Genomic DNA, 25,185 nt, shown 5'->3' on the forward strand with positions numbered 1-25,185 from the left:
TAAATCAAGTGATCAAAGCTGATGAGAATCGGTGATCAAAGTCATGAGAATACGCAATATATTGGTTTTTGACTGAAAATTTAAATTAGGGTAGGTATCTATTTCATATTTATAATTGGGGTATTCCTCCATCACATTGTTCAACGAAAGAGAAGGGTTAGCCATAAAGAATGAAAGTATTTTGGCTGGCAAAGATTCTTTTTCTATTACTTCAAAAATTCTTTCTACATTATCTTTAAGTACGCTAAGTAACATAGTGAGGTTGTCAGGATAGTTTTTAGAGCCTTTCCAGAAGAGAAAATGTGATACTTTTGATTTTTCGTCACTTTTTATATTAGTATCTATATGTGTTTTTATTTTTTGGGCTGGCAAGCCCCAAATTTCTACGTCTAACCTTGACGGTGTTGCCATTCCTAAGGTACAAAAAGCTATGGCTAAATATTCTTGAGGGTATGCTTTAAACCCATACTTTTTTAAACCGTCATCAGAATAAAGCTCGTTATATGCAACACCAATAGCTGCTACTTGCTCGTCGGAGATTAACATTTTTGAATGGCGAAGATCTTCTTCTTCAGGACTTCTATTTCGATTATCTTTTACTGTTGGCGGGATTAAATTTTCAGGTATTAATTGGTTTTTTTTACACCAATTCCAGAAGTGATATCCATTCTTAATTGAATAGTTTAATTTTTTAAATGAAGCTAAAAGAAATAAGAAGTCTTCTTGTTCAATGTTATAAATTCTTTTGTTTAGGTGATTACAGGCTCGAAACGCATATTGTATTGATATTTGAATTTCTTCATGGCTTAAATTACGATTTACAAATTCAATAGCAAAAGCCCTTGCTACATCAAATCTACTTTCTTTGGAGTTATTAACCCATTTGGAAAAGCGTAAAAGCGTTCTTTTTTTATTTGGGAAGCAGGCCCAGTCATCATACCAATCAGCAATACCACTGCCATCACATTTATGCATTAAGTTTGTTTTCTCAAAACTTTGCTTTGCTTGTTTTACTAGATTTTCTTCAAACTGTTTAAACTTGTTCATCTAAGCTATCTCCGACAATAACTAACTGCTCTTTTTGTAAATGGATAACTGCCAAAATACGTTTGATGATGGCTTTGATTTCAAATAATTGGTGGTGATTAGAGCCTACCTTTTCAAGGAAACCTTGTTTAGCTTGAGCTTTGATCAATTGTGATTGATGGTCTGCTTCAATAAAAGGAATGAATAAATCTGCCCCACATGCATAACACCCCAGCGGGGCCCCTAGTTTTTTTGTACAACCAGAACATCCAGTGTCCTTTTTTACTCCCCCTATCTCTCTCCCAAACTCATCGGTATAAGTTTTAGCAAAATGTTCGTTATAATCTTGTCGAGTCCATTTAAAGGATATGTCTAACAAGTTACATTTAGAAAATAGTTCATTGATTAGGTGTCTTGATTGTTTAGTTAAGTCTTTATAATTTTTAACTGCAGGTATGGTTACTCCTGTTAAGCGCGCTAGTGCAGCATTATTTAAATCTAACTCCGTACCTCGAGTAATTGTTGTGTGCCTAACTCTGTTAATACTGAAAGTTGCTGAACCCATGTTCCCAGCAAGGTTACGATGAAGTAAATCGGAGTGCATATTGGGCAAGATTAGGTCATTTTTAGACTTAATTGACAAAAGATCAGGGAAGAGAGGTAAACATTCCCAGGGAACTTGTTTGAACACCGTTTTTAACGTGTCGCAATAGCTTTTAATCAATGCCTTATAGTCCACTAAATAATTAATAATAATCTGAGAAAATACTTCGGAGAATGGAAAGAAATCTCCTTCTGGTTTTGATCTGAATCCAGCATCATTTATTTTTGATTTATGAAATAAAATTGAAATAAGTTTTTGGTCAATCTGAATGTCATCATTATTGATACCATACTCAGATAGGTCACATACTTTACATTGACATAGTTGCGCGCCTCTACGACTACTAATCAAGGCAATAGTCCTACAAATAGCTGCTGAATAGGCTAGAAAAGTAGTGTCTTGCTTTTTTGCAAGCCACTTACTTCGGTTAAAAGAAACATCTATTAAAGCTCTATCAATATGAGCATTAAATTCAGTGTCAGAATAAGCGCCATTGACAGGGTCATGAGGATTGACCTTCTCGTCTGGAAGATTCTCTTTGCACCAATCTCTCTGAGTTTCAAACTCTTTATTTAAAAATATATCGTGTAAAACTAAAAATATATAATTGAGATTTTTTTTATGCGAGGTAGTCAGTTGCGCATAACTACCTTTTAAAAAAGGCGAATCTGAAATTATTTGAAATCCATATTTACTGATTAATTTACAAATTACCCCCATACGTGATTCTGTTGTTCCCGCAGCCATTGTTTTGGCCCAATATTTAAATACCTTAAGAAGCATTTGTGTATTTTCATAAGACAACTCTAAATTATATAAACGTTTTAAATCTGTTGTTAGTCCACGAGTTGATAGAGTTGTTAGTTGCCACCTTTCAGAATATATTTTATTAACCAAGTCTGCGCTTGTGATGAAAGTAGCGTTTAGATCTCCGCCATTCAAACGGACGTTGGCTAAAAATTTTTTATATGGTGATGGTTGAGTACCTTTGTAATATTTTTTTGGCATTAGGTAACCTTTTATGAAGTAAGTTTAATAAAGAGTTAAAGCTAAAATATGAGTACGCTTAAACTGAAGTATTTCTGCTGATTACCCTAGAGCTAATTTCCCTTTGGCGGGAGAGGTGTGACCTGGTCAAGTAAATTCAGTCACCCTAGTTAAGCTACTTTTTCTAACTCATTAATTTTTAATTCAAAATCATTTGGGCTTTGATACCCTAAGTAAGAGTGTAGTCGCTTACTGTTGTACCACATGGTTATGTAATTCATTATATCTTGTTGCGCTTCATAGCGTGTTTCATAATTTCTCCAATGAACACGCTCTTGCTTTAGGCTACCAAAGAAGCTTTCAGCAACGGCATTATCCCAACAGCAGCCCTTTTTACTCATACTGCCAATAAAGCCATTGTTATTAAGTAATTTTCGGTACTGGTGGCTTGCATATTGAACACCTTGATCGGAATGAACAATAAGTCCTTTCTCTGGGCTTCTTTGCCAAACAGCCATCGTTAGTGCATCACAGACAAGTTGAGCTTTCATTCTTGACCCCATGCTCCAGCCAACAACTTTGCGAGCGTATAGGTCGATAACAACCGCTAAATAGAGCCAACCTTCCGCAGTCCAAATATAAGTGATATCACCAACAAACACTTGATTTGGCTGCTCTGTGATGAAATTTTGCTCAAGCTCATTTTTATAAAGCGGCTTATTGTGATTGCTATTGGTTGTTGCTTTATATTTCTTTTTGTAACGAACCCAAACATTAGCCTCTTTCATTAATTTGGCTACTGTCCATCGGCTTACGCGGAAACTCAACGCATTCAGTACCGCTTTAATACGTCTTTCGCCATAGGTATTGTCACTAAATTTGGCAATATCCTTTACTAACTCAAGCATCTCTTGGTGTGTTGAATCACTTGGCTTATCTAATTTACGCTTTTGATAACTATAATAGTTATTGCTTTTTACACCCAATATTCGGCACATAAGTACCACAGGCCAGATCTTCTTATGATGGGTAATAAACGAATATTTCACTTCGTTTCTTTTGCAAAGAAGACCGTCGCTTTTTTAATATCTCACGCTCCATCTCCAGGCGCTTTACTTGGGCTTTTAATTTACGTATTTCTTCTTGATCAGGTGTTAGCTTACCGTTACCTCGAAAAGCTTGACCATCTTCTTGTTCTGCTTCTTTGATCCAGCGGCCAAGCATTTGATTTCCAATACCTAGATTTCTGCTCGCTTCAGATACACTAATATTTTGATCTCTGACTAAAGAAATTGCATCAAGTTTAAACTCTTTGGTGTATTTTTTACGTTTTGTCATTTATGTTCTCCAGTTAAGGTTATTATGTCTTAACTGGGGTAGTCGAATCCATTAAACCACGTCAGTGATGCTCTCTTGTTTTTACAGCTAACCTAAAGTTATTGTAGATATCAGCCATTTCAGAGTTAGCTGTCCAACCCATAGCGTATTTTCTGATATCCTCTTTTGTTTGAGAGTCAAGGTTCAGTTCTTTAGCTAAGGAATCAATATTTACATCAAAGACCTCATTCCATTTATATCGGAGCGTATGTGGTGTGACCTCTACGCCTAAAATATTACTTAGTTTCTTAAAAATACTATTGTAATTCCGCAAAGCCAGAGGTTTCCCTATTGTTCCTCTACAATTTTTTTCGGTCACAAATACAAACTCATGTGTATCAGTGTTTGGTATGTGGCTTCGTATCTCCTTAATGTAATATTCAAGCCTCGATGCTAACTCAGGGCTCAGCGGGGAAACATGAGGCTTAGTTTTTTGAGATGCTCTATTTCTTCTTGGATCCGTTACATCATCAGGGGTTTTGGTAACCCTAATTCTCGGTTCTTTGTCATTAAATACATCACTTATTTTTAATTTGGCGACAGCTCCTCGTCTTATTCCTGTATCGATAAGGATTTTGATTATTAACTCATTCCTAATTTTTGAACTGAATGGATTGTTGTCGTTACTAGGATTAATTATGTCAAGTAACTCAAAATATTTTTCGTCAGAGAAATTAGACATGAAAGGGTCGGATATTTTTTTACTCCAACTCCCCATTGATTTTTTTGAAGTGACCAACTCAATCAAACATTCTTTATAATTATTTTGTTGAGCTTGCGTTAATACTTTGCGGGCATGATTCCGACGAAAGACAAATTTGAAAAAATGAATAAAAGTATCAAATCTACCTTTAGCTGTACCTTCTTCTACAATATTATCAGTTGGCTGATTTCGAGCCATTAAATTTCTAAGTGACACTTGGGTGAAAATTGTTGTAACGACTTCCTTATCAACTAATTGCGCTTTCAACTTACACGACTTAGCAAAGATACTAATTTCTTCCTCACTAATAAAATTTAACTCTTCAATGCTTTGAATCAAATCTATCCCTCTCTTTTTGAAATACTTAAAAATAAACAATAACTCATAAGCTTTTCTCTCTATTGTGTTACTAGATTTTCTCCCAAGTTCAACCTGTAGGTAATATGTAATTATGTGATGTAGTGGAATATATCTATCATCAGAAATACTATAACGAGTTTTTCCATTATTTTTGTATGTAATAACCTTCATAAATGATTTCCGTATTTTATGGTTACTTAAGTGTATAGGTAAAAAAAATAGTTTACATTATAAAAACGGATGTAAATAAATATAAATTTACTATCTTATTGTTCTTACAATGGAAACTATTGTTGTTAACCGATTATTTAGTTTCTGATAATTATATTACACATAATTTACCTCCGGATAAACACACCATGATTTTATCGCCATCTTCAATCATATTATATTGGGCGATAGCTTGACCGACATGGCGGCGTAAGCGTTTTTCGAGTTTATGTAATTGTGTTTCTTGGCTCGGGGAAAGGGCCAATTTTAAATCTGCGCTCATAGTAAATTCCTGATAAATTGCGGCGCGTAGTATAGCCCAAGCAATTAAATGAAAAAAGTTGAACAAGACAATTTATTGTCTGAGTTCAACTTTATGTTATTAATATTTATGTGACTAAGGTGTTATATAACCTTAGTCGACATCAAGGGGAGATATGTATCCGTCAGGCTTTAAGGCCAATACGTCACAATTCAATCTATCAATGACATGCTCGGCAGTGTTGCCAATTAAGGCTGCTGATAAGCCGGTACGACCAACCGTGCCTAAAATAACTAGCTCGGCATCTAATTTGTTTGCTAGGCTTTGAATGACATCTTCAGGTAGGCCTTCTTTAATATGAGTATTTTCCTTGGCAACATTAAATGCCTTAGCATGCTCTTGCATGGCATTTTCATGATGCTTTAGCATTGAGCTATTATAATCGCTAGCGTTAAACTCTGGAATTTCTATGGCAATATTTACTGGAGTACCAGGGAATGAATTAACCAAATGTAAATTTGCATTCATTACTTTTGTTAGCTGCTTAGCTTCAGCGGTGATTTTGTCATTAAGTGACTTATGCTCTTTTTCATCACTACCAATGTTCAATGCGGCAACAACATTGCCGTTATCAGGCCATAAATGTTCTTTGACTAATAAAACAGGGCATGGACATTTTCGTAAAATATGCCAATCGGTAGGAGTGAAAATAACCGACTTAAGTTTGTCGTGTTGGTGTGTACCTTTAATAACTATGTCATAGCCATGTTTTAAAACTTGGTTAATGATTTGCTCAAATGGGCGGTTATGCCAAATAACTTGACAGTCAATACTGATTTCGCCGGTATTGAGTTCTGAAAGAATGGATTGTAACCATTGTGTTCTGTCATTTATTACCGATTGACGCATGGCTTCACGCTCATCGCTTGATAGCATGGTAGTCATTTCATAAGAAAAATCATATATGGTCAAAAATGCGGTAATGCTAGCGCCGGTTTTACGTGCAAGTTCGATGGCACGTTTTAACGCTTTTTGATCTTCAGTTGTTGGATCAACAACCGCGAGTATTTTTTGATACTTTTCCATAGTTAATTCCTTTATCAATTACCTACTGTACTTATAACAATAGTCTACTTTGTAACAATAATAGTTGTTTTAAATCAAATTATTATCGTGTCAAATATAAATGGTATTTCACGCTAAGCATAGCGTGAAATACCTGAATAAGGAAGTTTATGATGTTAGGTGAGAAAATTAAATTAGAGTGCTGCGCACTCGTTTAATTTATTAATATCTAGAATAATAATTAACTTACCATCGACTTGAATTAAGCCATTCTTATGGAAGCGATTAAGCAGACGGCTAATCGTTTCAACGGTTAAACCAATATAATTGCCAATATCACTGCGAGTCATTGATAAACGAAACTCAGAAGCTGATAAGCCACGAGCATGATAACGACTGCTTAATGCACTGATAAATGTTGCTAAGCGTTGCTCAGCATTCTTCCGATTCAGTAAGGTTAACATTTCTTGATCTTCACGAATTTCTGTACTCATCATACGCAAAATTTGTTTCTTTAATTTTGGCATCGTATTAGACAGAGCGTCGAGGGTGTTATAAGGAATTTCACAAACCATAGAGGTTTCTAAAGCCTTAGCAAAACTTGGATGCTCTGATTCTGCGATCGCATCAAAGCCAAGTAAGTCGCCAGCTAAATGAAAGCCAGTAATTTGCTCTTCACCTTGTTCGTTGACGGTATAGGTTTTAAATGTACCTGAACGAATAGCATAAAGGGCGTGCATAGGCTGACCATCATTGAAGATTTGCTCACCTTTATGAATAGGTCGTTTACGGTCGATGATATTGTCGAGCGTATCGAGCTCTTTATCATTAAGAGAAAATGGCAAGCATAGTTCGCTGATACTGCAATTTTGACAGTGAATATGTTGCTGACCTGTGCATGATTTTTGACTCATAATAACCTATAGCTTTTTTTGGCTTTTTAATGACTAGGATCATATTAGATGTATTATAAATATGCAATAAGTATAGTGTAAAAGCCATAAAAAATAACTGAAATGGCGGCTAACTTCCTGAATAATGCATTACTCAGCAATGACTTAATGCTGATTGTGCCTAATGATACTGAAAGTAAAGCAGGTAAAGTGCCAAGTCCAAAGAAAAACATGATCAGAGCGCCATTAATTGCATCGGCACTAGCCAAAGCCCAAGTTAGAGTTGAATACACTAGCCCGCAGGGTAGCCAGCCCCATAATGCGCCTAAAGCGAAAGCGCTGTTAATATTTTTAATCGGAATGAATTTTTTTGTTTTTGGTGAGATATGACGCCAAAGGTTTTTGCCTAAATGCTCAACATGACTTAACCACATTAACCATTGTCCTAGATATAAACCTAATAGGATAAGGAAAATACCCGCAATGGTTTTCAGTAATGAAACAGGCAAACCAATTTCTTTTGTTGCCATTGAGCTGGTGAAGGCGACTAGAGCACCAATCACACTATAAGAAGCAATACGGCCAAAATTATAGGCAAAGATAATAACGTATTTTTTCTGTTGAGAGGCATCTGATATCGCGGTGGTTAGCATAGTACTGATACCACCACACATCACCACACAATGCCCTGAGCCCAGCAAGCCAATAATAAAAGCAGAAAAAAAATCAAGGCTCATAAAACTACTTTTTAACCTGATTACTTATTACTATTTTGTCTTTCTGCACTTTATTTTCATTAGGTACGCAATTTGTTGCTGTTGAGCTTTTGTTATTATCCTTAGCGGCTTTATCATTGTCATCATCAAATAAAATACTCATGCCTTGCTTTTCCAAGTCATCAAATTGCTCGGTTTTGACGGCCCAAAAAAATAGGTAAATACCGATAATGGTAAGTAAAATTGCAATGGGAATTAGAACATAAATCACACTCATTTTTTTAACAACCTTAAAGAGTTACTCACTACGAGTATTGAACTGGCAGACATGCCAATTACCGCCATATAGGGAGCAATATAACCCATAACAGCCAGTGGTAATACAATGGCATTATAACCAAACGCCCAAAGATAATTTTGCTTTATAATACGCGTGGTACGTTCAGAGACCGTTCTTAATGTTTGAATCGACGCTAATTTATTGTTCAACAATATAACATCAGCACCACTTTTTGCTATATCTGTACCACTTCCCATGGCAATAGATAAATGTGCAGCACCCAATACTGGACTGTCATTAACACCATCACCAATCATAGCGACAGTGTGAGTGACTTGCTGTTGCTTAATGGCGTTAACTTTATCTTGTGCTGATAAGTTTGCCTGGACATTATCTAGCTGTAATTGGGCTTGTAACTTGTTACAGCCAGCTAAATGATCACCAGAAAGCATGAGGGTTTTAATGTTTTCAGTGTGTAAAAATTTTATTAAATCTGTGGCATCATCACGCAAACCATCATGTAAATAAAATTCAGCTATTAAGCTTTCATTTTCCATCAGTACGCATTGTGCACTATGAGCTTGTTGGTTGTTATTTTGCAGTAACCATGAGTTTTTACCGATGCGATAATGCTGTTGATTAATTTCACCGCTAATACCTGCTCCTGGTGCTACAACGACCTGTGAGATTTTTTGATTAAAATCTCGATAACAAGTGAAAGCTTTGGCAAGGGGGTGAGCAGAGTGTGCTTCAAGTGCGGCGGCAATAGCTAAAACTTGCGCTTTACCTTCGGAATTACTCGCTATGGAAAACTTACCATGAGTAACCACTTCTGTGATGGTAAATTCACCGGTGGTAAGCGTCCCTGTTTTATCAAAGGCTATTGCGTCTATTTTAGGCATGGCTTCCAAGACATGACCAGACTTTACCATGATACCTTCACGATTGAGACGAGTGGTTGCACAAGTTAATGCCGTTGGTGTTGCTAACGATAAAGCACAAGGGCAAGTGACCACTAATACCGATAAAGTAATCCAAAATGCTTCTGCTGGTTGATGTTGAGCCCAGTAAAATGCTGTACAAGAGGCAGTGATCAGAATTAATGCGACAAAGTATTGCGCGATTTTATCTGACAGTTTTGCCAGCTTTGGTTTGTGCGTTTGTGCGTTTTCACTTAAACGAATCAGCTGGCTTAAAAATGACTTTTGATTATTGTGTTTTACTTTTGCCGTTAAGTTGCCATCACCGTTAATGGTGCCGGCATAGATAATATCTTGCTCACTTTTATGCAGAGGTAGTTGCTCACCAGATAACATCGCCTCATTAATTTGGCTGTTACCTGAGATAATTTCACTATCAGCCGGAATGGTTTCGCCAGGCTTGATTAAAATAATATCGTCTGCCTTTAAGTGTGTTGCGGCGATAAAGCTTTCTTGCTGGTCAACGAGCTTAGTCGCTGTCATCGGCATTAGTTTTAACAAATTTGCTGACACATCTGCGGCTCGGGAGCGAGCGCGAAACTCTAAGAATTTTCCGATCAACAATAAAAAAGTGAACATTGACACTGATTCAAAATATACCTCACCTTGTTGGGTAAATGTTGCCCAAGCGCTGGCAAGAAAGGCAAGACTGATGGCAATAGATACCGGTACGTCCATGGAAAGCTGTTTCGCTTTAAGGGCAAAATACGCACTTTTATAAAAAGGGAAAGCGCCATAGGTGACAATTGGTATGGTTAAGAAAAAGCTGGTCCAACGTAAATAAACTAAATTGTGTTCAGCCATGTCAGAGAAAGCACCAAAATATAAACCAAAGGCGATCATCATCACTTGCATCATTAATATGCCTGATATGCCTAAACGTTTGATGAAGTTCTTTGCTTGTTTCTTATTTAGCTCTTCTGCAGTGCTGGCTTTGAAGGGCAGGGCATGGTAGCCAATTTTTTCTATTAAGCTCAGAATTTCACTTAATTTTACTTGTTCTTCTTGCCATTGCACTGTTGCTCTTTGTGTTGTGGCATTAACATTTATTTTATTAATTCCAAGATGCTTGCTGACTTGCATTTCTATCAACCAGGCACATGCTGAGCAACTGATACCTTCAATGGTTAATATGGTTTCTTTAAAACCATCATGGTAATAAGCAAATTCACTTTGTAAACTTTCTTCGTCGAGAATTTCGTTACGCTGCAATTGCTCCGGGATCAAGGCCTCACCTTTTTGGGCCGGTGCGCTGCGAAAGCGGTAGTAGTCGGTTAAGTTGTTATCGACAATGGTTTGGGCAACAGCTTGACAACCTATGCAGCACATAGGTTGGCTAATATTTTCAATGTTTGCTGTTAAATCAATACCACTGGGGACAAGTTCACCGCAATGAAAACAATTTATGCTCATTAACCTATACCCATTAATAATCTTTTGTTAATTTGCGACCGCAGGATTTGGCGAAATATCGATATAGTCAGCTTGAGGTAAGGTGATCACAGATTGAATTTTCCAGTGATCTTCAAATGGGCTAAGCGTTACACGCCATTTACCTGAAACGTCTTGGCCAGCTTCAAAGTGATGGGTAAAGTTACCATTACCATCTGCTGTTAGTGCTAAATAGAAGTCTCTATCGGCCAGTGTTGGATGATAGAAATTAACATTGAGTAATGGGAATTCTTTTTCGATACCGGTTGGACGAATGATCAGTTGATCGTCAACAAGCTTCAAGCCAAAGCGCATGCCCAACTTTTGTGCTTGCTTAATTTTGCCTAATTCAAGATTGATCGCTTTACCTTTTTTATAATAATCACCGACCACTAATGTGTCTGGATTGGTATTGGCAATAATAAAAGTAGCGATACCGGCAACGACAGCAGTAAAAGGCAATATAAATACAAGCCATGCCCAAGGCTCTTGATACCAAGATGTTTTCATGAAATTTTCTTCTTTGCTGATAGTGCAGACATTATACGACTTTTCTTATACGGGAACTATCAAAAAAGTGTTAATTTTATGAACTTTAATTTTCATTTAAATAATAAAAAACCTTAGTGTAATTAAACACTAAGGTTTTGTTTTTAAGGGCAGATAAACCCGTTAATTTTAGTTGTTGTTAATTTTGTGACAAGCTGTAAACATAGGCACTGATCACGTGAACTTTTTGTTCACCTAGGATTTTATCCCAAGCAGGCATTACACCAGCACGACCGTTAGCAATTGACGTCTCAACTGCTCGCGGTGAACCGCCGTATAACCAAACGTTATCAGTTAAGTTTGGAGCACCTAATGGAATGCCCATTTCAGCACTACCTTTACCTTCTGCGCCATGACAAGCAGCACACATAGCAAATTTAACTTTACCTGCTTCAGCAGCTGTCGTATCAACTTCACGACCACTTAAGCTAAGTACAAAAGCAGCAACTTCTTTAACACCTTGTTCGCCACCTAATGCCGCACTCCAAGCCATCATGCCATTAGCCTTACGACCGTGCATAATAGTGGCTTTGATCATTTCAGGTGAACCGCCGTATAACCAATCTTTATCGGTTAGGTCAGGGAAGCCTGTTGTACCGCGAGCATCAGAGCCATGACACTGTGAACAGTTTTGTAAAAATAGACGTTGGCCTACTTTTAATGCTTCTTCATTGCCAGCTAAGGTTTCAATACTTTGTGCAGCATAAGCTTCAAAGATTGGACCATATTTTGCGTCAGCTGCCGCTACTTCACGGTCATACTGAACTAACATGCCAGCTTCTTTTGCTTTTGCAACACTCGCTTTTGACTCAGATAAGTTCAATATACCTTGGTTTGAACTCTTCCAGCCTAATAAGCCTTCAAAGTTACCTAAACCAGGGTAAAGCAATAAGTAACCAAAACCCCAAATGATTGTTAATAAGAAGAACGTACTCCACCATTTTGGTAGTGGATTATTTAATTCTTCAATGCCGTCGAAGGTATGTCCCATAGACGCACCTTCTTCAACGCCTGCAAAGTTCTTTAAACACCAACGCAACAGTAGGTAACAACCTACTAGTGTGCCTAAGGTAAGAACGGTAATCCAAATACTCCAGAAGCTAGACATTATTATTAGTCTCCTGTTTGTTATTTTTGTCAGAATGTTTTAATTCAGTTTTTGTTGGTTCTTCAAAAATTGAATTTGCCGCTTCATCAAACGCAGATTTGCGTTTTTTTGAATATGACCAAACCACAATGACAATAAATAATGCCAATATTAATAGGGCAATTAGCCCTCTAAGCGTGCCATAGTCCATCATCATTATTTCAACGCATGACCAAGAGACTGAAGATATGCAATTAATGCATCCATTTCTGTTTTACCCTTAACTGCTTTTTCTGCACCAGCAATTTCAGTTTCAGAGTAAAGAGGAATAGCATTACCTTGCTCGTCTTTATGACTACGATTACGTGTTAAGAAGTTAAATGTTGATAACTTTTTCGCTGTTAATTCACCATCAAGGGTATTTTCAGCTAACCATTTAAACGAAGGCATATTTGACTCAGGTACAACAGAACGAGGGTCAAGTAAATGCGCACGGTGCCAATCGTCACTATAACGACCGCCAACACGGGCTAAATCTGGCCCTGTACGTTTTGAACCCCATAAATGTGGATGTTCCCATACGCCTTCACCAGCAACTGAGTAATGACCATAGCGCTCTGTTTCCGCACGAAAAGGACGGATCATTTGGCTATGACATACATTACAACCTTCGCGGATATAGATATCACGACCTTCCATTTCTAAAGCGGTATAAGGGCGCAAGTTATCAACCGGTGTGGTGGTTGCTTTTTGGAAGAACAATGGCGTAATTTCAACTAAACCACCGATGCTGATAGCAAAAATAGTAAAGATAAAGAATAAGCCAACGCTTTTTTCAACTTTTTCGTGTTTGTTGATCATGGTCTGGCTCCTTAAGCTATTTCTACAGGTTTAAGACTTCCGTCTTTAGCACCCATAGTTTTAAACATGTTGTAAGCCATTAAAATAAAGCCTGCAACCACTAATACACCACCAATAAAACGGATGAAGTAGAATGGGTATGACGCTGTTAAACTTTCAACAAAGCTGTAAGTTAAGGTACCGTCAGTATTAACCGCACGCCACATTAACCCTTGCATTACACCTGAAATCCACATAGCAACAATATATAAAACGATACCGGCTGTGTGCATCCAGAAATGAATGTTGATTAAACGAATGCTGTACATACGACCTTGATTAAATAGTACTGGAATTAAATGGTACATAGCACCAATTGACACCATTGCAACCCAACCTAGTGCACCTGAGTGAACGTGACCAACAGTCCAGTCAGTGTAATGAGAAAGTGCATTCACTGATTTAATTGCCATCATCGGGCCTTCAAATGTAGACATACCGTAGAACGATAATGACACAATCAAGAAACGAAGAATTGGATCGTGGCGAAGTTTATGCCATGCACCTGATAACGTCATAATACCGTTAATCATACCACCCCAAGATGGTAAGAATAATACGATAGACATAACCATACCTACTGATTGAGCCCAATCAGGTAAAGCTGTGTAGTGTAAGTGATGAGGACCAGCCCAAATATATAGAGAAACTAGTGCCCAAAAGTGAACAATTGATAAACGGTAAGAGTAAACCGGACGTTCAGCTTGTTTTGGTACGAAATAATACATCATACCTAGGAAACCAGCGGTTAATAGGAAGCCTACGGCATTATGGCCATACCACCACTGCATCATGGCATCGATCGCGCCGGAGTAGATGGAATAGGATTTAAACATTGAGACAGGGATCGCCATGCTATTACCTATATGCAATACCGCCACGGTAAGTATGAAACCACCGAAGAACCAATTTGCAACATAGATGTGCGAGGTTTTACGTTTCACTAAAGTACCAAAAAATACAATAGCGTAACTGACCCAGACAACGGCGATTAAAATATCAATCGGCCATTCTAGCTCTGCGTATTCTTTACTTGATGTGTAACCAAGTGGCAAAGTTATCACGGCAAGAACGATAATGGCTTGCCAGCCCCAAAATGTAAAAGCTGCTAATTTTCCACCGAAGAGGACAGTTTTACATGTACGTTGTACCACATAATATGAAGTAGCAAACAGTGCACTGGTACCAAAAGCAAAAATTACCGCATTGGTATGCAGTGGACGAAGACGAGAATAGGTTAACCAAGGTGTTTCAAAGTTTAATGCAGGCCAAATTAATTGTGCTGCAATAAGAACACCTACTAGAGTACCAACGATCCCCCAAATAACTGTCATTACGGTGAATTGACGCACCACTTTGAAGTTATAGGACGGATGATCAAGCGTTGTTGTCATTTTTATTGTTCCGTTACTAGGTTAAATTTTGCATTTTCTATAAAAAAATAGGCTTTTTTATGAAAAATGCTGAGAAGCCGTGATAATTGTCACAATCTGTAGTGAGTTGTTTCAAATTCGATGTAATTTTACCTTTCGCCCATGACATAAATCAACCGTAAAGCTTGATTTAAATCAACAAAAAAATTGCTGGTGCTTTAATCTTGTTAGATAAGTGATTAGTAAGATGGAAATTATTACTACATCAGTGGACGGTTACTATTAAAAGTAGGCTAATTTAGTTAAAACAGCGATTTAACTTGTGATTGAAATTCACACATTTAGTGACGGCAGGGAAGAGTCATAAAATATTGTATATGCAAGTGTCGCACTGTGAAAAGTGCGACAAAATTAATCATACGCGATATTTTTCAATCCATCTAAGTCTAAGATTTCCATGTCTTTCGCATGAATTGTCAGTAAACCTTTATGCTGGAATTTAGAAAATATGCGACTGAGAGTTTCCCGACGAAAGCCCAGATGATTGGCAATAACATCGCGGCCAACGGGTAAATGCAATTTGGTTTCACTTTCTTGGTACTGTGCATTACGTTTTAGCATATTGAGAATAAACGCGGCTAATAAACTTTCGGCAGTATGTTTTGCTACGACAGATGTAAATTCCTCACGTAGCATGGAATTTTGTTTACTCAATAAAGAAATTAAGTTCAATTGTAGCTCTGGCATCAGTTTTCCGCATTCATTGAGCTCTTTTAAATCAATTTTACAAACGCTAGTCGTACCAACTGCTACCGCATTGTAGTTGTAGTGCTGCGTATGGATAGCATCTTCACCGATTAATTCTCCAGGAAAGCGAAAACCAATGACCTTTTCTTTATTTTCTGGGGTTATTTCCGTGAGTTTAAAACTACCTGCGCAAACGGCATAGATTGCATTGGCGCTTTCTTTTTCGTGGAATAGTGGTGTTGAGCTATTGACGATATTGCGCCTAGACAAGTAACTGTCCATGATCGATACTTCTGTTTTTCCTGCTTTCAACGGTACGCAAATAGGTTGCATTGAGCAATTATCACAGTCTACGTATTTGATGTTAGGTTCTTTTACCTTAATACATGTTGTCATTTTATTGCCTATGGTCACTTTAAGCGCGGTTGAATATGAAAAATCGGATACGAGATGAATTATAACGAATGCAAATTAAAGTAGGTTTGTTTCAAATCAAAAACAAGGCTTAAAAAAGTGATAAATATCACTGTGTTTTAGGTATCATGGCAATTAATTCCTTATCTGTGGTCTCTTCTGATGACAAACCGTAAAAAAACACTTGGAAATTTTTCAGTGCTACTGCTAATAACTATGCTCAGTGCTTGTAATGATCAAAGTCAAAGCGAAAGCCATCAGTTGAATGCTAAGCAACCTCGCGTTATGCAATGCATTGAACAGCAAAGTCAATGTCACTTTGAACTGGCTGGTGGTCGTGTGGAAGTGTTATTTGATGTTAACAGAATAACAGCGGAGCAAGCATTTAATATGTCAGTTAACTACACTGGCGCTAATCGTATTAAAGCGGTGAGTGGCTATATGGAGGGTGTCGACATGTTTATGGGTAAAATTCCTGTATTTTTAGAGCCTAAGGTTGCTACAGATAAGCTGGCTGTAGATAAAATGTCGAGTTTAAAAGCGCAAGCACAAAAGAAGGCGTTATTAGCCAATAAGCATAACCAGCAAATATTTCGTGGTGAGCTATTAGTTGGGAGTTGCTCCGCAGCGCAAATGACTTGGCAAGTGTGGTTGACCTTTACTATGGCTGATAACCAAACACAGACGAAAATGCTAACTATCGTCAGTTATCGTAGTTAAGTTAAGTTAAGTTAAGTTAAGTTAAGTTAAATTTTGGGGGGGCCCACCTAAAATGGGGCTATTGAGTCATAGCGACATGCCAATGTTGAAGCCATTAATTAGCGCAATGCTCAACTGCTCGCCAACCAAATTGCCACTAAAATCATTAAACTGCCGGATATTTTATTGAGCAGTTGCACATTATTACGCTGTGTTAAAACCTTACCAATAGTTTTTCCACCCGTGGCATAGATCGTCATACAGATAAATTCAGAGGTTAATATTACCGCAACCAAAATGCCTAACTGTGGTGCTAAGGGTAATGTTTGACTAATAAATGGCGGTAATAGTGAGATCATAAATGCCCAACCTTTCGGGTTAGCAATTGCAGTAAAAAAACCTTGCTGGAATAAACTACGCTTTTTAATGGTTTTTGGCTCTTGATCAGAACTTGTCGAAAGCTTACCTTTGGCTCGCCACATATTGAGCCCCACATAGACTAAGTATAATGCTCCTAGCATTTTAAATGCTTGAAATAGTTGGGGGAATTTAGTCATTATTGTAGCAACACCTAATACCGAAGTAACAGCAACGGTAGCAACACCTAGTAGTTCACCATACATCATCCAAAATGTTCTTCTTACCCCAATAGTGATCCCCAAGCTCATCGCGAGTGTCATACACATGCCAGGCGTTAAACTGACAATAAAAAATGTTGGAATAAATAGGCTGAGCAAGGTGATATCTATCAAGAGTATTTTACCTAAATGTTAGTGATTTGATGGAGGGTAGAAAACTTTTAGCTATTTTATCCTAATGAATGTTATAGCGTAAGAAAAGATTTCTTTTCTTAAACTGTCTTAAGCTTGGCTTAAGAAATAAAAACTATATTGAATAGCCGAATGTCTCTAGATATAAATAATAATGACGAAACAGCTCAGTAGTAGAAAGCTCAAGTGTTATAGCAAAGTTCGTCAAGACTTAATAAGTCTAACTGTCAGTTTGCTCTTAGGCCTTAGTATACAGGCTCACAGTGCAGAAAATGAAGGTTTAGCGCAATCACAAGTTGCTTTGCAAGCGATACTGGCGCAGCACAAAGGTGAAGTGGTTTATCTCGATTTTTGGGCTTCATGGTGCGTGCCATGTCGCAAGTCATTTCCTTGGATGAATAAAATGCAACATCTACATCATCTGCAAGGTTTTGCGGTTGTCAGCGTTAACCTTGATGCTGAGCTAGCACTAGCAAAAGCGTTTTTAACCCGTAACAACGTAAGTTTTCCGGTGATTTACGACCCTAAGGGCCACATTGCTCGACATTTTAATATTAAGGGTATGCCAAGCAGTATGTTGATAGACCGAGAAGGCAAGATACGACAAAGCCACAGTGGCTTTTTCACCAATAGAATTAAAAGTTATGAAGCAGAAATTACTGCTTTATTAAATCAATAGTAAGGAAATGGTTATGAGCCGATCATATTTAAAGCCTTATCGTGTTAGTCGACTTTGCTACTCGGTAATATTTTTAGCAATATCACTGGTAAGCGGTTGCTCTTCATTAGGTGTACAACCTTGGGAGCGTGATTTATTGGCAAAAGATGAAATGGCATTAACATCATCTCCTTTAGATGCCGCGCTTGATGATCATATTTATTTTAGTAAAGAAGCGTCAAGCGGCGGTAAAAGCTTTGGTGGCGGAGGGTGCGGATGCAATTAACTCAGAAAAAGAGTCCGGTAAATATTAAGGCGGCATTAACACTTGCCACGACAACATTGCTCGGTTCTGTATCCGCTGTTGGTTATGCACAAGAGCCACAGCAAGTAACTGAAGAATCATCTTGGGATTTTGATACGGCGTTTTTGTATTACAGTGAAAGCGATCGGGTATCAGTCGCAGAAGCTATTATCAATGCGAAAAAAACCTTCGAGAATGATGAAGTACTTAACCTGAAGTTGACTATTGATTCATTAACCGGTGCTTCAGCGAATGGTGCTACCGCGCAACCTAATGTGCAAACCTTTACGCGTCCTTCTGGTAAAGGCAGTTATCAAACAGACAAAAACACCACGCCACTCGATGACACCTTTAGAGATACTCGTGTGCAATTTAATGCGCAATGGACTCAACCGTTAGCTGAGAATTATACTGGCAGTGCGGGGGGACATATTTCCAAAGAATATGACTATTTATCACTAGGCATTAATGGCAACCTGGCCTATGACTTTAATAATAAAAATTCAACATTTTCATTGGGCTTGAGTTATTTCCAAGACACTTTTGAGCCTGAAGGTGGGATTCCTGTTGCCTTTACTAGCATGCCATCGGCTTACGGTAGTGGTGAAAGTGCGAGTAAAGAGCTGTTTGATGCTACGCGCCGCACCGATAGCGATGACAAAACCACGACTGATATTATGCTAGGTTTTACTCAAGTGATAAACCGTAGAATGTTAATGCAGTTTAATTATTCTTATTCAACGGTTGATGGTTATTTAAGTGACCCTTTTAAAGTATTGAGTGTGCTCGACAGTAATGGTTATGCACAAGATTACCTTTATGAAAGTCGACCAGATAGCCGGGTTAAGCAAAGTTTATTTGCCCAAACCAAATACCACTTTGAGCAAAATGTAGTTGATGTTTCTTATCGCTATATGTGGGATGACTGGAAGTTAGACTCTCATACCATTGACTCAAGACTGCGAGTACCGTTAACGAGTACCAGTTACCTTGAGCCACATTTACGTTTCTATCAACAAAGTGCCGCTGATTTTTATCAGCCTTTTTTAACCCAATCAAGCCCTATGCCTATGTTTGCGAGCGCCGATTATCGTATTGGTGAAATGAGCGCGTACACGATTGGTTTGAAATATGGTATGAAGATGAGCGACGGTAATGATTTATCGTTTAGGTTGGAGTATTATCGTCAAAACCCTAAAAACTCAGGTTATCAAGTACCTGAAGTGCTTGAAAGTGCTGATTTATATGAAAGTGTTGACGCTATTATTGCGCAAGTAAGCTATTCATTTTAATCTCCATTTTAAAGTACTTTGTGCAAGGACGCACTTATAAGACCATTTCATCTAAATAAGTGAGTACTTAGCGTTATATGAGCGCCGAAAGGGCGATTTTTAAGGCTTAGCTGGATTGGTATAGACATTATGCTTAATAGATGCAATAGGACGTGATTTGCCGAAAACGATAAACAGACAAGTTAAAGTACTAGCAACGGAAGATGGTCATAACGTTCGTTTTGATGCCATGGCCAGCCCTTGTGAAGTAATTGTTGCAGGTAGTGATATAAAGCTAGCACAAACTTTAGGCCAACTTGTTGCTGATGAAGTTTGGCGTATTGAAGATAAATATTCACGCTATAAAGCAAGTAGTGTTTGTTCGGCTATTAATCATAGTAGCGGACAATCGCTAGCAATTGATCAAGAAACCTACGCTTTACTCAATTTTGCCGATACTTGTTATCAGCTGAGCGAAGGGGTCTTTGATATCACTTCTGGGGTACTTCGCAAAGTTTGGCAGTTTGACGGTAGCGATAATATTCCTAACACAGCAAGTGTGCAGAAAGCGCTTAAAAACATTGGTTGGCCAAAAGTACAGTTTGATCAACAGCAAATTATTTTACCGAAAAATATGGAGCTAGACTTTGGAGGTATTGGTAAAGAATATGCCGTTGATCGAGCGTTGCTTATCGCTAGTCAATCAACTTCGTTACCGGTACTGATCAATTTGGGCGGTGATTTAGCGGCGAATAAACCTCGTCAAGAGAATGTGCCATGGCAAGTAGGCATTGAACATCCAGGGTTTGTTGATCGTAAGCCCATGGTAGTAAGCTTACTTAAAGGTGCACTAGCAACCAGTGGCGATGCTAAGCGTTTTCTATTAAAAGCTACTGTGCGCTATAGTCATATTTTAAATGCGAAAACTGGTTGGCCTGTGGAACAAGCACCGCGCTCAATCACCGTTGTTGCACCGCAATGTATTCAGGCCGGAATTTTAGCAACATTAGCGTTAATGCAAGGGCAGAACGCAGAAGCATTTCTAACTGGTCAAGAAATTAAATTCTGGGCAATTCGATAACAGCATAAAAAACGCGCTATTAGCGCGTTTTTTATTTTTTAATCACATAGATACAAATGTTTCAACTTTATTCTTGATAAAAACCAATGTGTTGGTGGAAACGAACGGTTAACTCTTCTTTGTCGTTAATATATTTCAGCTTTTGAGCAATGGCATGTAAAGCAGACTCAATTTGCATTAAAAATTTACCATAACCGTGACTGGTTTTATCTTGCTCACTAGCAACAAAAATAAGCTGCATGCTATCAACAAGTTGATCGGCTACCCATTTGCAAACATAGCCACCATTGTTATTTTTAGGATTGTATCCCAACATGTAGAGCTCACCTTTAGCTACAGCCATTTCATCATCACTGCGGCGCACAATAGGTACTAAACCATTAGCGATAACAGCGCCATTATGAAGGTTATGTTTTTCAGCTGCATCGACAAAAGCGTCAGAAATAAAACTATATAGCGGGCTGTAATTTTCACCCTCACTATGATCTAATGGCACAATATTACGCAAGCGACGGTTAATCGGTAGATCAATAATCGCGTAAGTTAATTCATCAGTATTTTTTGGTAAAGCAATACCATCAGCAGCGTAGCGATTAGAGATACTACGAAGTTTATGCACTTGATTACCTTGTACACCTTTATCTTTGGCAAATAAATCGTAAGTTAAATGCTGATGATCGCTGATACGAACATCTTGAGTATCGAGCCCTGTTTGTTCAGTAAACTGAGTAATGGCTTGTACAACTTTTTGGTGGAATATTGCTGAGTTATGTCTGACATCATCACCGTTAGACAAAAACACCAAATGTATTTTATTGGCCATTTTTGTGGCATCAAAATAAGCATTTTGACTGTAATGGTAGTGAGAGTTATAAAGAAATAAAATTTGTTGTGCCGTTTGGGCGGTTAATTTTTCAGGGCTAAAGCGAATACGGGTAAACTTGTCGTTGGCAACAAACTGGCCACTTTCAATATCAAGCTGGTCATTAATTTTAAAAAATAGTGCAGAGAGCTTTTTATAAAAGGCTAAAAATGGTTGTTCACTCGTATGATCAATAGCACCGGCAACATTCTCGATTAATTTATCTGTAATAGTGAACTTAGCAAGTAAATATTGGTTTTCACGTGCTGAAGATGGGATATGAACTTTGTGCTGAACGCTTCTTTTACGAGATAGTGGCATAACAAGTAACTCATTGATTAAAAACGTTAGCATAGTAACAACATTCAATGTAGGCAAATATGATTTATATCAAAAAGTAAGCTCGCAACCTCAGCATATTTGTCTAATAAGCACTTCATTAGTATTGGCAAGCCAATAGAATAAATTACTTAAAAATATGGAGTGATTTATCTGTGGCTTATCTGTGATTTTTTGCCAATATAAATTTATTGCTTAGACCTACCTAATTTCCCCTGTATTTGTTTATAATCGTTGCATCACTCGTAACTTAAGAATAAAAATATGAAAAAAACCTTAGCTTTTACCTTACTTACCTCTGCTGTTTTATTTGGCTGTGGGTCTGAAAATGTTGTTAAAAGTAACAGTGCTGCAGATGTAACAGCGAGTTACAACAGCATTAATAAAGAACAACTCATCGAGCATATTAAAGTGCTGGCCTCTGATGAATTTGAAGGTCGTGCACCGTCGAGCAAAGGTGAAGAACTTACGCTTGATTATTTGACTAAACAGTTAACTGCGATAGGTTTCAAGCCAGGTAATGGCGAAAGCTTTTTACAAGCTGTACCTATGGTCTCTATTGAAGCGTCACCAGAAATGACCTTATCTATAGGTGGTAAAGATTATCAATATGGCCATGATATGGTTATGGGCTCTAGTCGCATTAGTGATTTCGAGCAACTTAAAGATTCTGAATTAGTCTTTGTGGGCTACGGTGTTAATGCGCCTGAGTATCAATGGAATGATTACGAAGGACTTGACGTTAAAGGAAAAACGGTTGTTATTTTAGTGAACGACCCAGGTTTTGCTACCAAAGATCCGGCATTATTTAATGGCAATGCCATGACTTATTACGGACGCTGGACATATAAATATGAAGAAGCGAGCCGTCAAGGTGCTGAAGGGGCGATCATTGTCCATGAAACTGCACCGGCATCATATGGTTGGTCAGTAGTAGAACATTCATGGACAGGTCCACAATTTGGTTTTGTTCGTGAAGATCTTAATAAAGGACGTGTTGCCGTCGAAGGTTGGGTTAATAATGAAGTTGCAAAAGAGCTTTTTGCAAAAGCAGGCTTAAACTTTGAAACGGCAAAAGCACAAGCTGCAAAAGGTAGTTATCATCTTGATATGGGGGATTTAACAGCTTCGGTAGCAGTAAAAAATACCGTCAAAAAGTCAACATCATATAACTTTATTGCCACTTTACCGGGCAGTACTAAACCTGACGAACATATTCTTTATACTGCCCATTGGGATCATTTAGGTAAAGATAGCAGCAAAGATGGCGACCAAATTTATAATGGTGCTGTTGATAATGCTTCAGGTACAGCTGCCCTTATTGAAGTTGCTGAAGCGTTCTCAAAGCTACCGGTGGCACCTGCTCGCTCAATCACTATTATGGCGGTAACAGCTGAAGAGCAAGGTTTACTCGGCTCTAAGTTTTATGCGGCAAATCCAGTGATCCCTGCGGCTAAAACGGTGGCCAACATTAATATGGATGCATTAAATGTTAATGGTCGTAGTAAAGATGTTTCCGTTTACGGTTTAGGTCAATCACAGCTTGATGATTACTTAACAGTAGCTGCTAAAAAACAAGGTCGCGTTATTTCAGGTGACCCTCGTCCAGCAGCCGGTATTTACTATCGTTCTGACCATTTTGCTTTCGCTAATATAGGTGTTCCAGCACTTTACGCTAAAAGTGGTAAAGAGCCAGTTGATGAAGCAACAAAAGCATTACGAGCGCTTTTAGATCCTATTTTAGCTAAGTGTTATCACAATGCATGTGATGAATATAATGAACAGTGGGACCTTTCTGGAGCTGTCGAAGATATGCAAGCTTTCTTTGAAATTGGTTATGAATTATCAAATGAAAATGTGTGGCCACAGTGGAGCAAAACTTCAGAGTTTAAACGCTAATTTTGTCAATACCGCAATAGCACGGTCAATCTAGAGCTTATTAAGCTTTTAGTGTTAATTATCAAAGCAGCAATGATGTAATTGCTGCTTTTTTTATGCCTGAACCGGAAAAACAGTTAATAAAAATAGGGATACACTGAATTTACAGAGGGCAGGTAGCTAAACAAACGCTTGTTTTGATAAGAGTACAGTCCGTTGCCCTAGCAACTGAGCGGTTGATACGTTTAGCAACTGAGCGGTTGATACGTTTAGCAATTGGGTTGGTTTCACTAAATTCTAGATGAAAAAAAACCTGCTAAAAAGCAGGTTTCTTCAATGTGGCTCCTCAACCTGGACTTGAACCAGGGACAAACGGATTAACAGTCCGTTGCTCTACCAACTGAGCTATTGAGGAATAAAAATTTTACTTCCTTTATCAAGGAAGAGAGCAAAGCTCTTAATGTGGCTCCTCAACCTGGACTTGAACCAGGGACAAACGGATTAACAGTCCGTTGCTCTACCAACTGAGCTATTGAGGAATTATTCTTTCTAATATAACCGCTGGTAATTAAATTACTAGCCATTACTTTTTAATTTGGCTTCTCAACCTGGACTTGAACCAGGGACAAACGCTGACATAATAACAGCACAGTCCGTTGCTTTACCAAGCAACATTGAAACCAATATATAAATTTGGCTCCTCAACCTGGACTTGAACCAGGGACAAACGCTGACATAATAACAGCACAGTCCGTTGCTTTACCAAGCAACATTGAAACCAATATATAAATTTGGCTCCTCAACCTGGACTTGAACCAGGGACAAACGGATTAACAGTCCGTTGCTCTACCAACTGAGCTATTGAGGAATTGTTTTGAAAGCCGCTATTGGCTAACGGGGCGGAATATTAAAGGCAGCTTGTCAGACTGTCAACACAAAACTTAGAAAAAAATCATTTTATTGACTGTTTGCTTAAATTGCAGGCAGTGTTGGGGAAAATCACTCATATTTTGCTGAATAAATACTCAGTGTTATTTTGAGGGGGATATAAACCATAGTTATCCACTTATTCTGTGGATAACTATGTGAGTTAAAGTGTAAGTTTACGTAATATGAACAGTAGAATGCGGCTTACAGCAAGGTGGACTTTTATTGTGCATGTTTCAAATTTTCTTTAATAACAGCTTGTTAGTAGCGTATTGTCGTGTTTATGACCATACTCGTGTGTTTTTTGTGCAAGAGTGATATTTGTCACGTTTGTTGTGTATTTCTTTGAACAACCAGCGAATTAAATTATTTGTTAACCAAGCATAATTTCTGAGAATGACATTATTCTGCTTCGAAATAAAATATTTACGT

23 protein-coding genes, 3 tRNA genes and 1 pseudogene are annotated in these 25,185 nt (G+C 38.0%); 6 read left to right on the forward strand and 21 right to left on the reverse strand.

The window, feature by feature from the left end; translation table 11 throughout:
* Positions 1-12: 12 nt before the first annotated feature.
* The 16 genes and pseudogenes from FGD67_RS19290 to FGD67_RS19365 form a co-directional block, all read right to left on the reverse strand.
* A complete protein-coding gene (locus FGD67_RS19290) occupies positions 13-1,047 on the reverse strand; it encodes a hypothetical protein (RefSeq protein WP_257172656.1) in 1,035 nt (344 codons plus the stop codon).
* A complete protein-coding gene (locus tag FGD67_RS19295) occupies positions 1,034-2,638 on the reverse strand; it encodes a hypothetical protein (RefSeq protein WP_257172657.1) in 1,605 nt (534 codons plus the stop codon). The genes FGD67_RS19290 and FGD67_RS19295 overlap by 14 nt, the downstream gene beginning before the upstream one ends.
* 149 nt (positions 2,639-2,787) lie before the next feature.
* A protein-coding gene (locus tag FGD67_RS19300; RefSeq protein ID WP_257172610.1) for an IS3 family transposase occupies positions 2,788-3,955 on the reverse strand; the annotation gives its coding sequence in 2 pieces (ribosomal slippage) (positions 2,788-3,697 and positions 3,696-3,955; 1,170 coding nt in all).
* A 61-nt stretch (positions 3,956-4,016) separates the two neighbouring features.
* Complete coding sequence (locus FGD67_RS19305; protein WP_257172658.1) at positions 4,017-5,228, reverse strand: site-specific integrase; 1,212 nt, start codon at positions 5,226-5,228, stop codon at positions 4,017-4,019.
* A gap of 166 nt (positions 5,229-5,394) precedes the next feature.
* Positions 5,395-5,550: pseudogene (locus FGD67_RS19310) on the reverse strand (tRNA 2-thiocytidine(32) synthetase TtcA); the annotation flags it as partial.
* A 132-nt stretch (positions 5,551-5,682) separates the two neighbouring features.
* Positions 5,683-6,615 (reverse strand): universal stress protein UspE, encoded by a 933-nt coding sequence (gene uspE / locus FGD67_RS19315; RefSeq protein WP_257172659.1) that lies wholly within the window; start codon positions 6,613-6,615, stop codon positions 5,683-5,685.
* Between the two features lie 173 nt (positions 6,616-6,788).
* Complete coding sequence (fnr, locus tag FGD67_RS19320) at positions 6,789-7,508, reverse strand: fumarate/nitrate reduction transcriptional regulator Fnr (RefSeq protein WP_257172660.1); 720 nt, start codon at positions 7,506-7,508, stop codon at positions 6,789-6,791.
* Between the two features lie 53 nt (positions 7,509-7,561).
* A complete protein-coding gene (locus FGD67_RS19325) occupies positions 7,562-8,224 on the reverse strand; it encodes a sulfite exporter TauE/SafE family protein (protein WP_257172661.1) in 663 nt (220 codons plus the stop codon).
* A gap of 4 nt (positions 8,225-8,228) precedes the next feature.
* Positions 8,229-8,480: a cbb3-type cytochrome oxidase assembly protein CcoS gene (gene ccoS / locus FGD67_RS19330; RefSeq protein WP_257172662.1), complete on the reverse strand. Its 252-nt coding sequence runs from the start codon at positions 8,478-8,480 to the stop codon at positions 8,229-8,231.
* Positions 8,477-10,876, reverse strand: a complete 2,400-nt coding sequence (locus tag FGD67_RS19335; RefSeq protein WP_257172663.1) for a heavy metal translocating P-type ATPase — start codon at positions 10,874-10,876, stop codon at positions 8,477-8,479. Before FGD67_RS19335 ends, ccoS begins: the two co-directional genes overlap by 4 nt.
* Before the next feature lie 27 nt (positions 10,877-10,903).
* Positions 10,904-11,404, reverse strand: a complete 501-nt coding sequence (locus tag FGD67_RS19340) for a FixH family protein (RefSeq protein ID WP_257172664.1) — start codon at positions 11,402-11,404, stop codon at positions 10,904-10,906.
* Positions 11,405-11,582: 178 nt separating this feature from the next.
* Positions 11,583-12,551, reverse strand: coding sequence for a cytochrome-c oxidase, cbb3-type subunit III (ccoP, locus tag FGD67_RS19345; protein WP_257172665.1), 969 nt, complete (start codon positions 12,549-12,551; stop codon positions 11,583-11,585).
* Positions 12,544-12,747, reverse strand: a complete 204-nt coding sequence (locus FGD67_RS19350; protein WP_373567803.1) for a cbb3-type cytochrome oxidase subunit 3 — start codon at positions 12,745-12,747, stop codon at positions 12,544-12,546. Before FGD67_RS19350 ends, ccoP begins: the two co-directional genes overlap by 8 nt.
* Entirely contained in the window at positions 12,747-13,391 is a 645-nt protein-coding gene (gene ccoO, locus FGD67_RS19355) for a cytochrome-c oxidase, cbb3-type subunit II (protein ID WP_257172666.1), read from the reverse strand. The genes FGD67_RS19350 and ccoO overlap by 1 nt, the downstream gene beginning before the upstream one ends.
* 11 nt (positions 13,392-13,402) lie before the next feature.
* A complete protein-coding gene (gene ccoN / locus FGD67_RS19360; protein WP_257172667.1) occupies positions 13,403-14,824 on the reverse strand; it encodes a cytochrome-c oxidase, cbb3-type subunit I in 1,422 nt (473 codons plus the stop codon).
* 390 nt (positions 14,825-15,214) lie between these two features.
* Positions 15,215-15,946 (reverse strand): helix-turn-helix domain-containing protein, encoded by a 732-nt coding sequence (locus tag FGD67_RS19365; protein WP_257172668.1) that lies wholly within the window; start codon positions 15,944-15,946, stop codon positions 15,215-15,217.
* 180 nt (positions 15,947-16,126) lie between these two features.
* On the opposite strand from FGD67_RS19365, the gene FGD67_RS19370 reads away from it, so the two are divergent.
* Positions 16,127-16,684 carry a hypothetical protein gene (locus tag FGD67_RS19370; RefSeq protein WP_257172669.1) on the forward strand — a complete coding sequence of 186 codons (558 nt, stop codon included), beginning with the start codon at positions 16,127-16,129 and terminating at the stop codon, positions 16,682-16,684.
* Between the two features lie 110 nt (positions 16,685-16,794).
* Here the strand turns inward: FGD67_RS19370 and FGD67_RS19375 are convergent, their stop codons facing one another.
* Positions 16,795-17,415, reverse strand: coding sequence for a LysE family translocator (locus tag FGD67_RS19375; protein ID WP_257172670.1), 621 nt, complete (start codon positions 17,413-17,415; stop codon positions 16,795-16,797).
* A gap of 172 nt (positions 17,416-17,587) precedes the next feature.
* Between FGD67_RS19375 and FGD67_RS19380 the strand changes: the two genes are divergently transcribed.
* The 4 genes from FGD67_RS19380 to FGD67_RS19395 all read left to right on the forward strand — a co-directional run bounded on the left by FGD67_RS19380 (position 17,588) and on the right by FGD67_RS19395 (position 20,747).
* Complete coding sequence (locus tag FGD67_RS19380; protein WP_257172671.1) at positions 17,588-18,112, forward strand: TlpA disulfide reductase family protein; 525 nt, start codon at positions 17,588-17,590, stop codon at positions 18,110-18,112.
* A 13-nt stretch (positions 18,113-18,125) separates the two neighbouring features.
* Positions 18,126-18,377 (forward strand): DUF4266 domain-containing protein, encoded by a 252-nt coding sequence (locus FGD67_RS19385; RefSeq protein WP_257172672.1) that lies wholly within the window; start codon positions 18,126-18,128, stop codon positions 18,375-18,377.
* The gene (locus FGD67_RS19390; protein WP_257172673.1) at positions 18,368-19,687 is read left to right on the forward strand and encodes a DUF3570 domain-containing protein; all 1,320 of its coding nucleotides are present in this window, start codon (positions 18,368-18,370) and stop codon (positions 19,685-19,687) included. Before FGD67_RS19385 ends, FGD67_RS19390 begins: the two co-directional genes overlap by 10 nt.
* Positions 19,688-19,844: 157 nt before the next feature.
* On the forward strand, positions 19,845-20,747 hold the full coding sequence (locus FGD67_RS19395; protein ID WP_306556768.1) for an FAD:protein FMN transferase: 903 nt from the start codon (positions 19,845-19,847) through the stop codon (positions 20,745-20,747).
* A gap of 67 nt (positions 20,748-20,814) precedes the next feature.
* On the opposite strand, the gene FGD67_RS19400 is transcribed toward FGD67_RS19395, so the two are convergent.
* Positions 20,815-21,963 (reverse strand): DUF3083 family protein, encoded by a 1,149-nt coding sequence (locus FGD67_RS19400; RefSeq protein ID WP_257172674.1) that lies wholly within the window; start codon positions 21,961-21,963, stop codon positions 20,815-20,817.
* Positions 21,964-22,212: 249 nt separating this feature from the next.
* Between FGD67_RS19400 and FGD67_RS19405 the strand changes: the two genes are divergently transcribed.
* The gene (locus FGD67_RS19405) at positions 22,213-23,847 is read left to right on the forward strand and encodes a M28 family metallopeptidase (protein WP_257172675.1); all 1,635 of its coding nucleotides are present in this window, start codon (positions 22,213-22,215) and stop codon (positions 23,845-23,847) included.
* Between the two features lie 318 nt (positions 23,848-24,165).
* Here the strand turns inward: FGD67_RS19405 and FGD67_RS19410 are convergent.
* From FGD67_RS19410 to FGD67_RS19420, 3 genes are all read right to left on the reverse strand, one after another.
* A tRNA-Asn gene (locus FGD67_RS19410) sits at positions 24,166-24,241 on the reverse strand.
* A 48-nt stretch (positions 24,242-24,289) separates the two neighbouring features.
* Positions 24,290-24,365: transfer RNA gene (locus FGD67_RS19415), tRNA-Asn, on the reverse strand.
* Between the two features lie 253 nt (positions 24,366-24,618).
* Positions 24,619-24,694 (reverse strand) — tRNA-Asn (locus tag FGD67_RS19420).
* Positions 24,695-25,185 lie beyond the last annotated feature (491 nt).

The organism is Colwellia sp. M166 (genome assembly GCF_024585285.1).
In the GTDB taxonomy this organism is placed as follows: Bacteria; Pseudomonadota; Gammaproteobacteria; order Enterobacterales; family Alteromonadaceae; genus Cognaticolwellia.

Coding starts and splice junctions, on each gene's coding strand:
- uspE (WP_257172659.1), bottom strand. CDS start 6,615: ATGGAAAAGTATCAAAAAATACTCGCGGTTGTTGATCCAACAACTGAA.
- ccoO (WP_257172666.1), bottom strand. CDS start 13,391: ATGATCAACAAACACGAAAAAGTTGAAAAAAGCGTTGGCTTATTCTTT.
- FGD67_RS19400 (WP_257172674.1), bottom strand. CDS start 21,963: ATGCTAACGTTTTTAATCAATGAGTTACTTGTTATGCCACTATCTCGT.
- ccoP (WP_257172665.1), bottom strand. CDS start 12,551: ATGTCTAGCTTCTGGAGTATTTGGATTACCGTTCTTACCTTAGGCACA.
- FGD67_RS19405 (WP_257172675.1), top strand. CDS start 22,213: ATGAAAAAAACCTTAGCTTTTACCTTACTTACCTCTGCTGTTTTATTT.
- FGD67_RS19290 (WP_257172656.1), bottom strand. CDS start 1,047: ATGAACAAGTTTAAACAGTTTGAAGAAAATCTAGTAAAACAAGCAAAG.
- FGD67_RS19340 (WP_257172664.1), bottom strand. CDS start 11,404: ATGAAAACATCTTGGTATCAAGAGCCTTGGGCATGGCTTGTATTTATA.
- FGD67_RS19335 (WP_257172663.1), bottom strand. CDS start 10,876: ATGAGCATAAATTGTTTTCATTGCGGTGAACTTGTCCCCAGTGGTATT.
- FGD67_RS19385 (WP_257172672.1), top strand. CDS start 18,126: ATGAGCCGATCATATTTAAAGCCTTATCGTGTTAGTCGACTTTGCTAC.
- ccoN (WP_257172667.1), bottom strand. CDS start 14,824: ATGACAACAACGCTTGATCATCCGTCCTATAACTTCAAAGTGGTGCGT.
- FGD67_RS19295 (WP_257172657.1), bottom strand. CDS start 2,638: ATGCCAAAAAAATATTACAAAGGTACTCAACCATCACCATATAAAAAA.
- fnr (WP_257172660.1), bottom strand. CDS start 7,508: ATGAGTCAAAAATCATGCACAGGTCAGCAACATATTCACTGTCAAAAT.
- FGD67_RS19390 (WP_257172673.1), top strand. CDS start 18,368: ATGCAATTAACTCAGAAAAAGAGTCCGGTAAATATTAAGGCGGCATTA.
- FGD67_RS19370 (WP_257172669.1), top strand. CDS start 16,127: ATGACAAACCGTAAAAAAACACTTGGAAATTTTTCAGTGCTACTGCTA.
- ccoS (WP_257172662.1), bottom strand. CDS start 8,480: ATGAGTGTGATTTATGTTCTAATTCCCATTGCAATTTTACTTACCATT.
- FGD67_RS19350 (WP_373567803.1), bottom strand. CDS start 12,747: ATGATGATGGACTATGGCACGCTTAGAGGGCTAATTGCCCTATTAATA.
- FGD67_RS19325 (WP_257172661.1), bottom strand. CDS start 8,224: ATGAGCCTTGATTTTTTTTCTGCTTTTATTATTGGCTTGCTGGGCTCA.
- FGD67_RS19365 (WP_257172668.1), bottom strand. CDS start 15,946: ATGACAACATGTATTAAGGTAAAAGAACCTAACATCAAATACGTAGAC.
- FGD67_RS19380 (WP_257172671.1), top strand. CDS start 17,588: ATGACGAAACAGCTCAGTAGTAGAAAGCTCAAGTGTTATAGCAAAGTT.
- FGD67_RS19305 (WP_257172658.1), bottom strand. CDS start 5,228: ATGAAGGTTATTACATACAAAAATAATGGAAAAACTCGTTATAGTATT.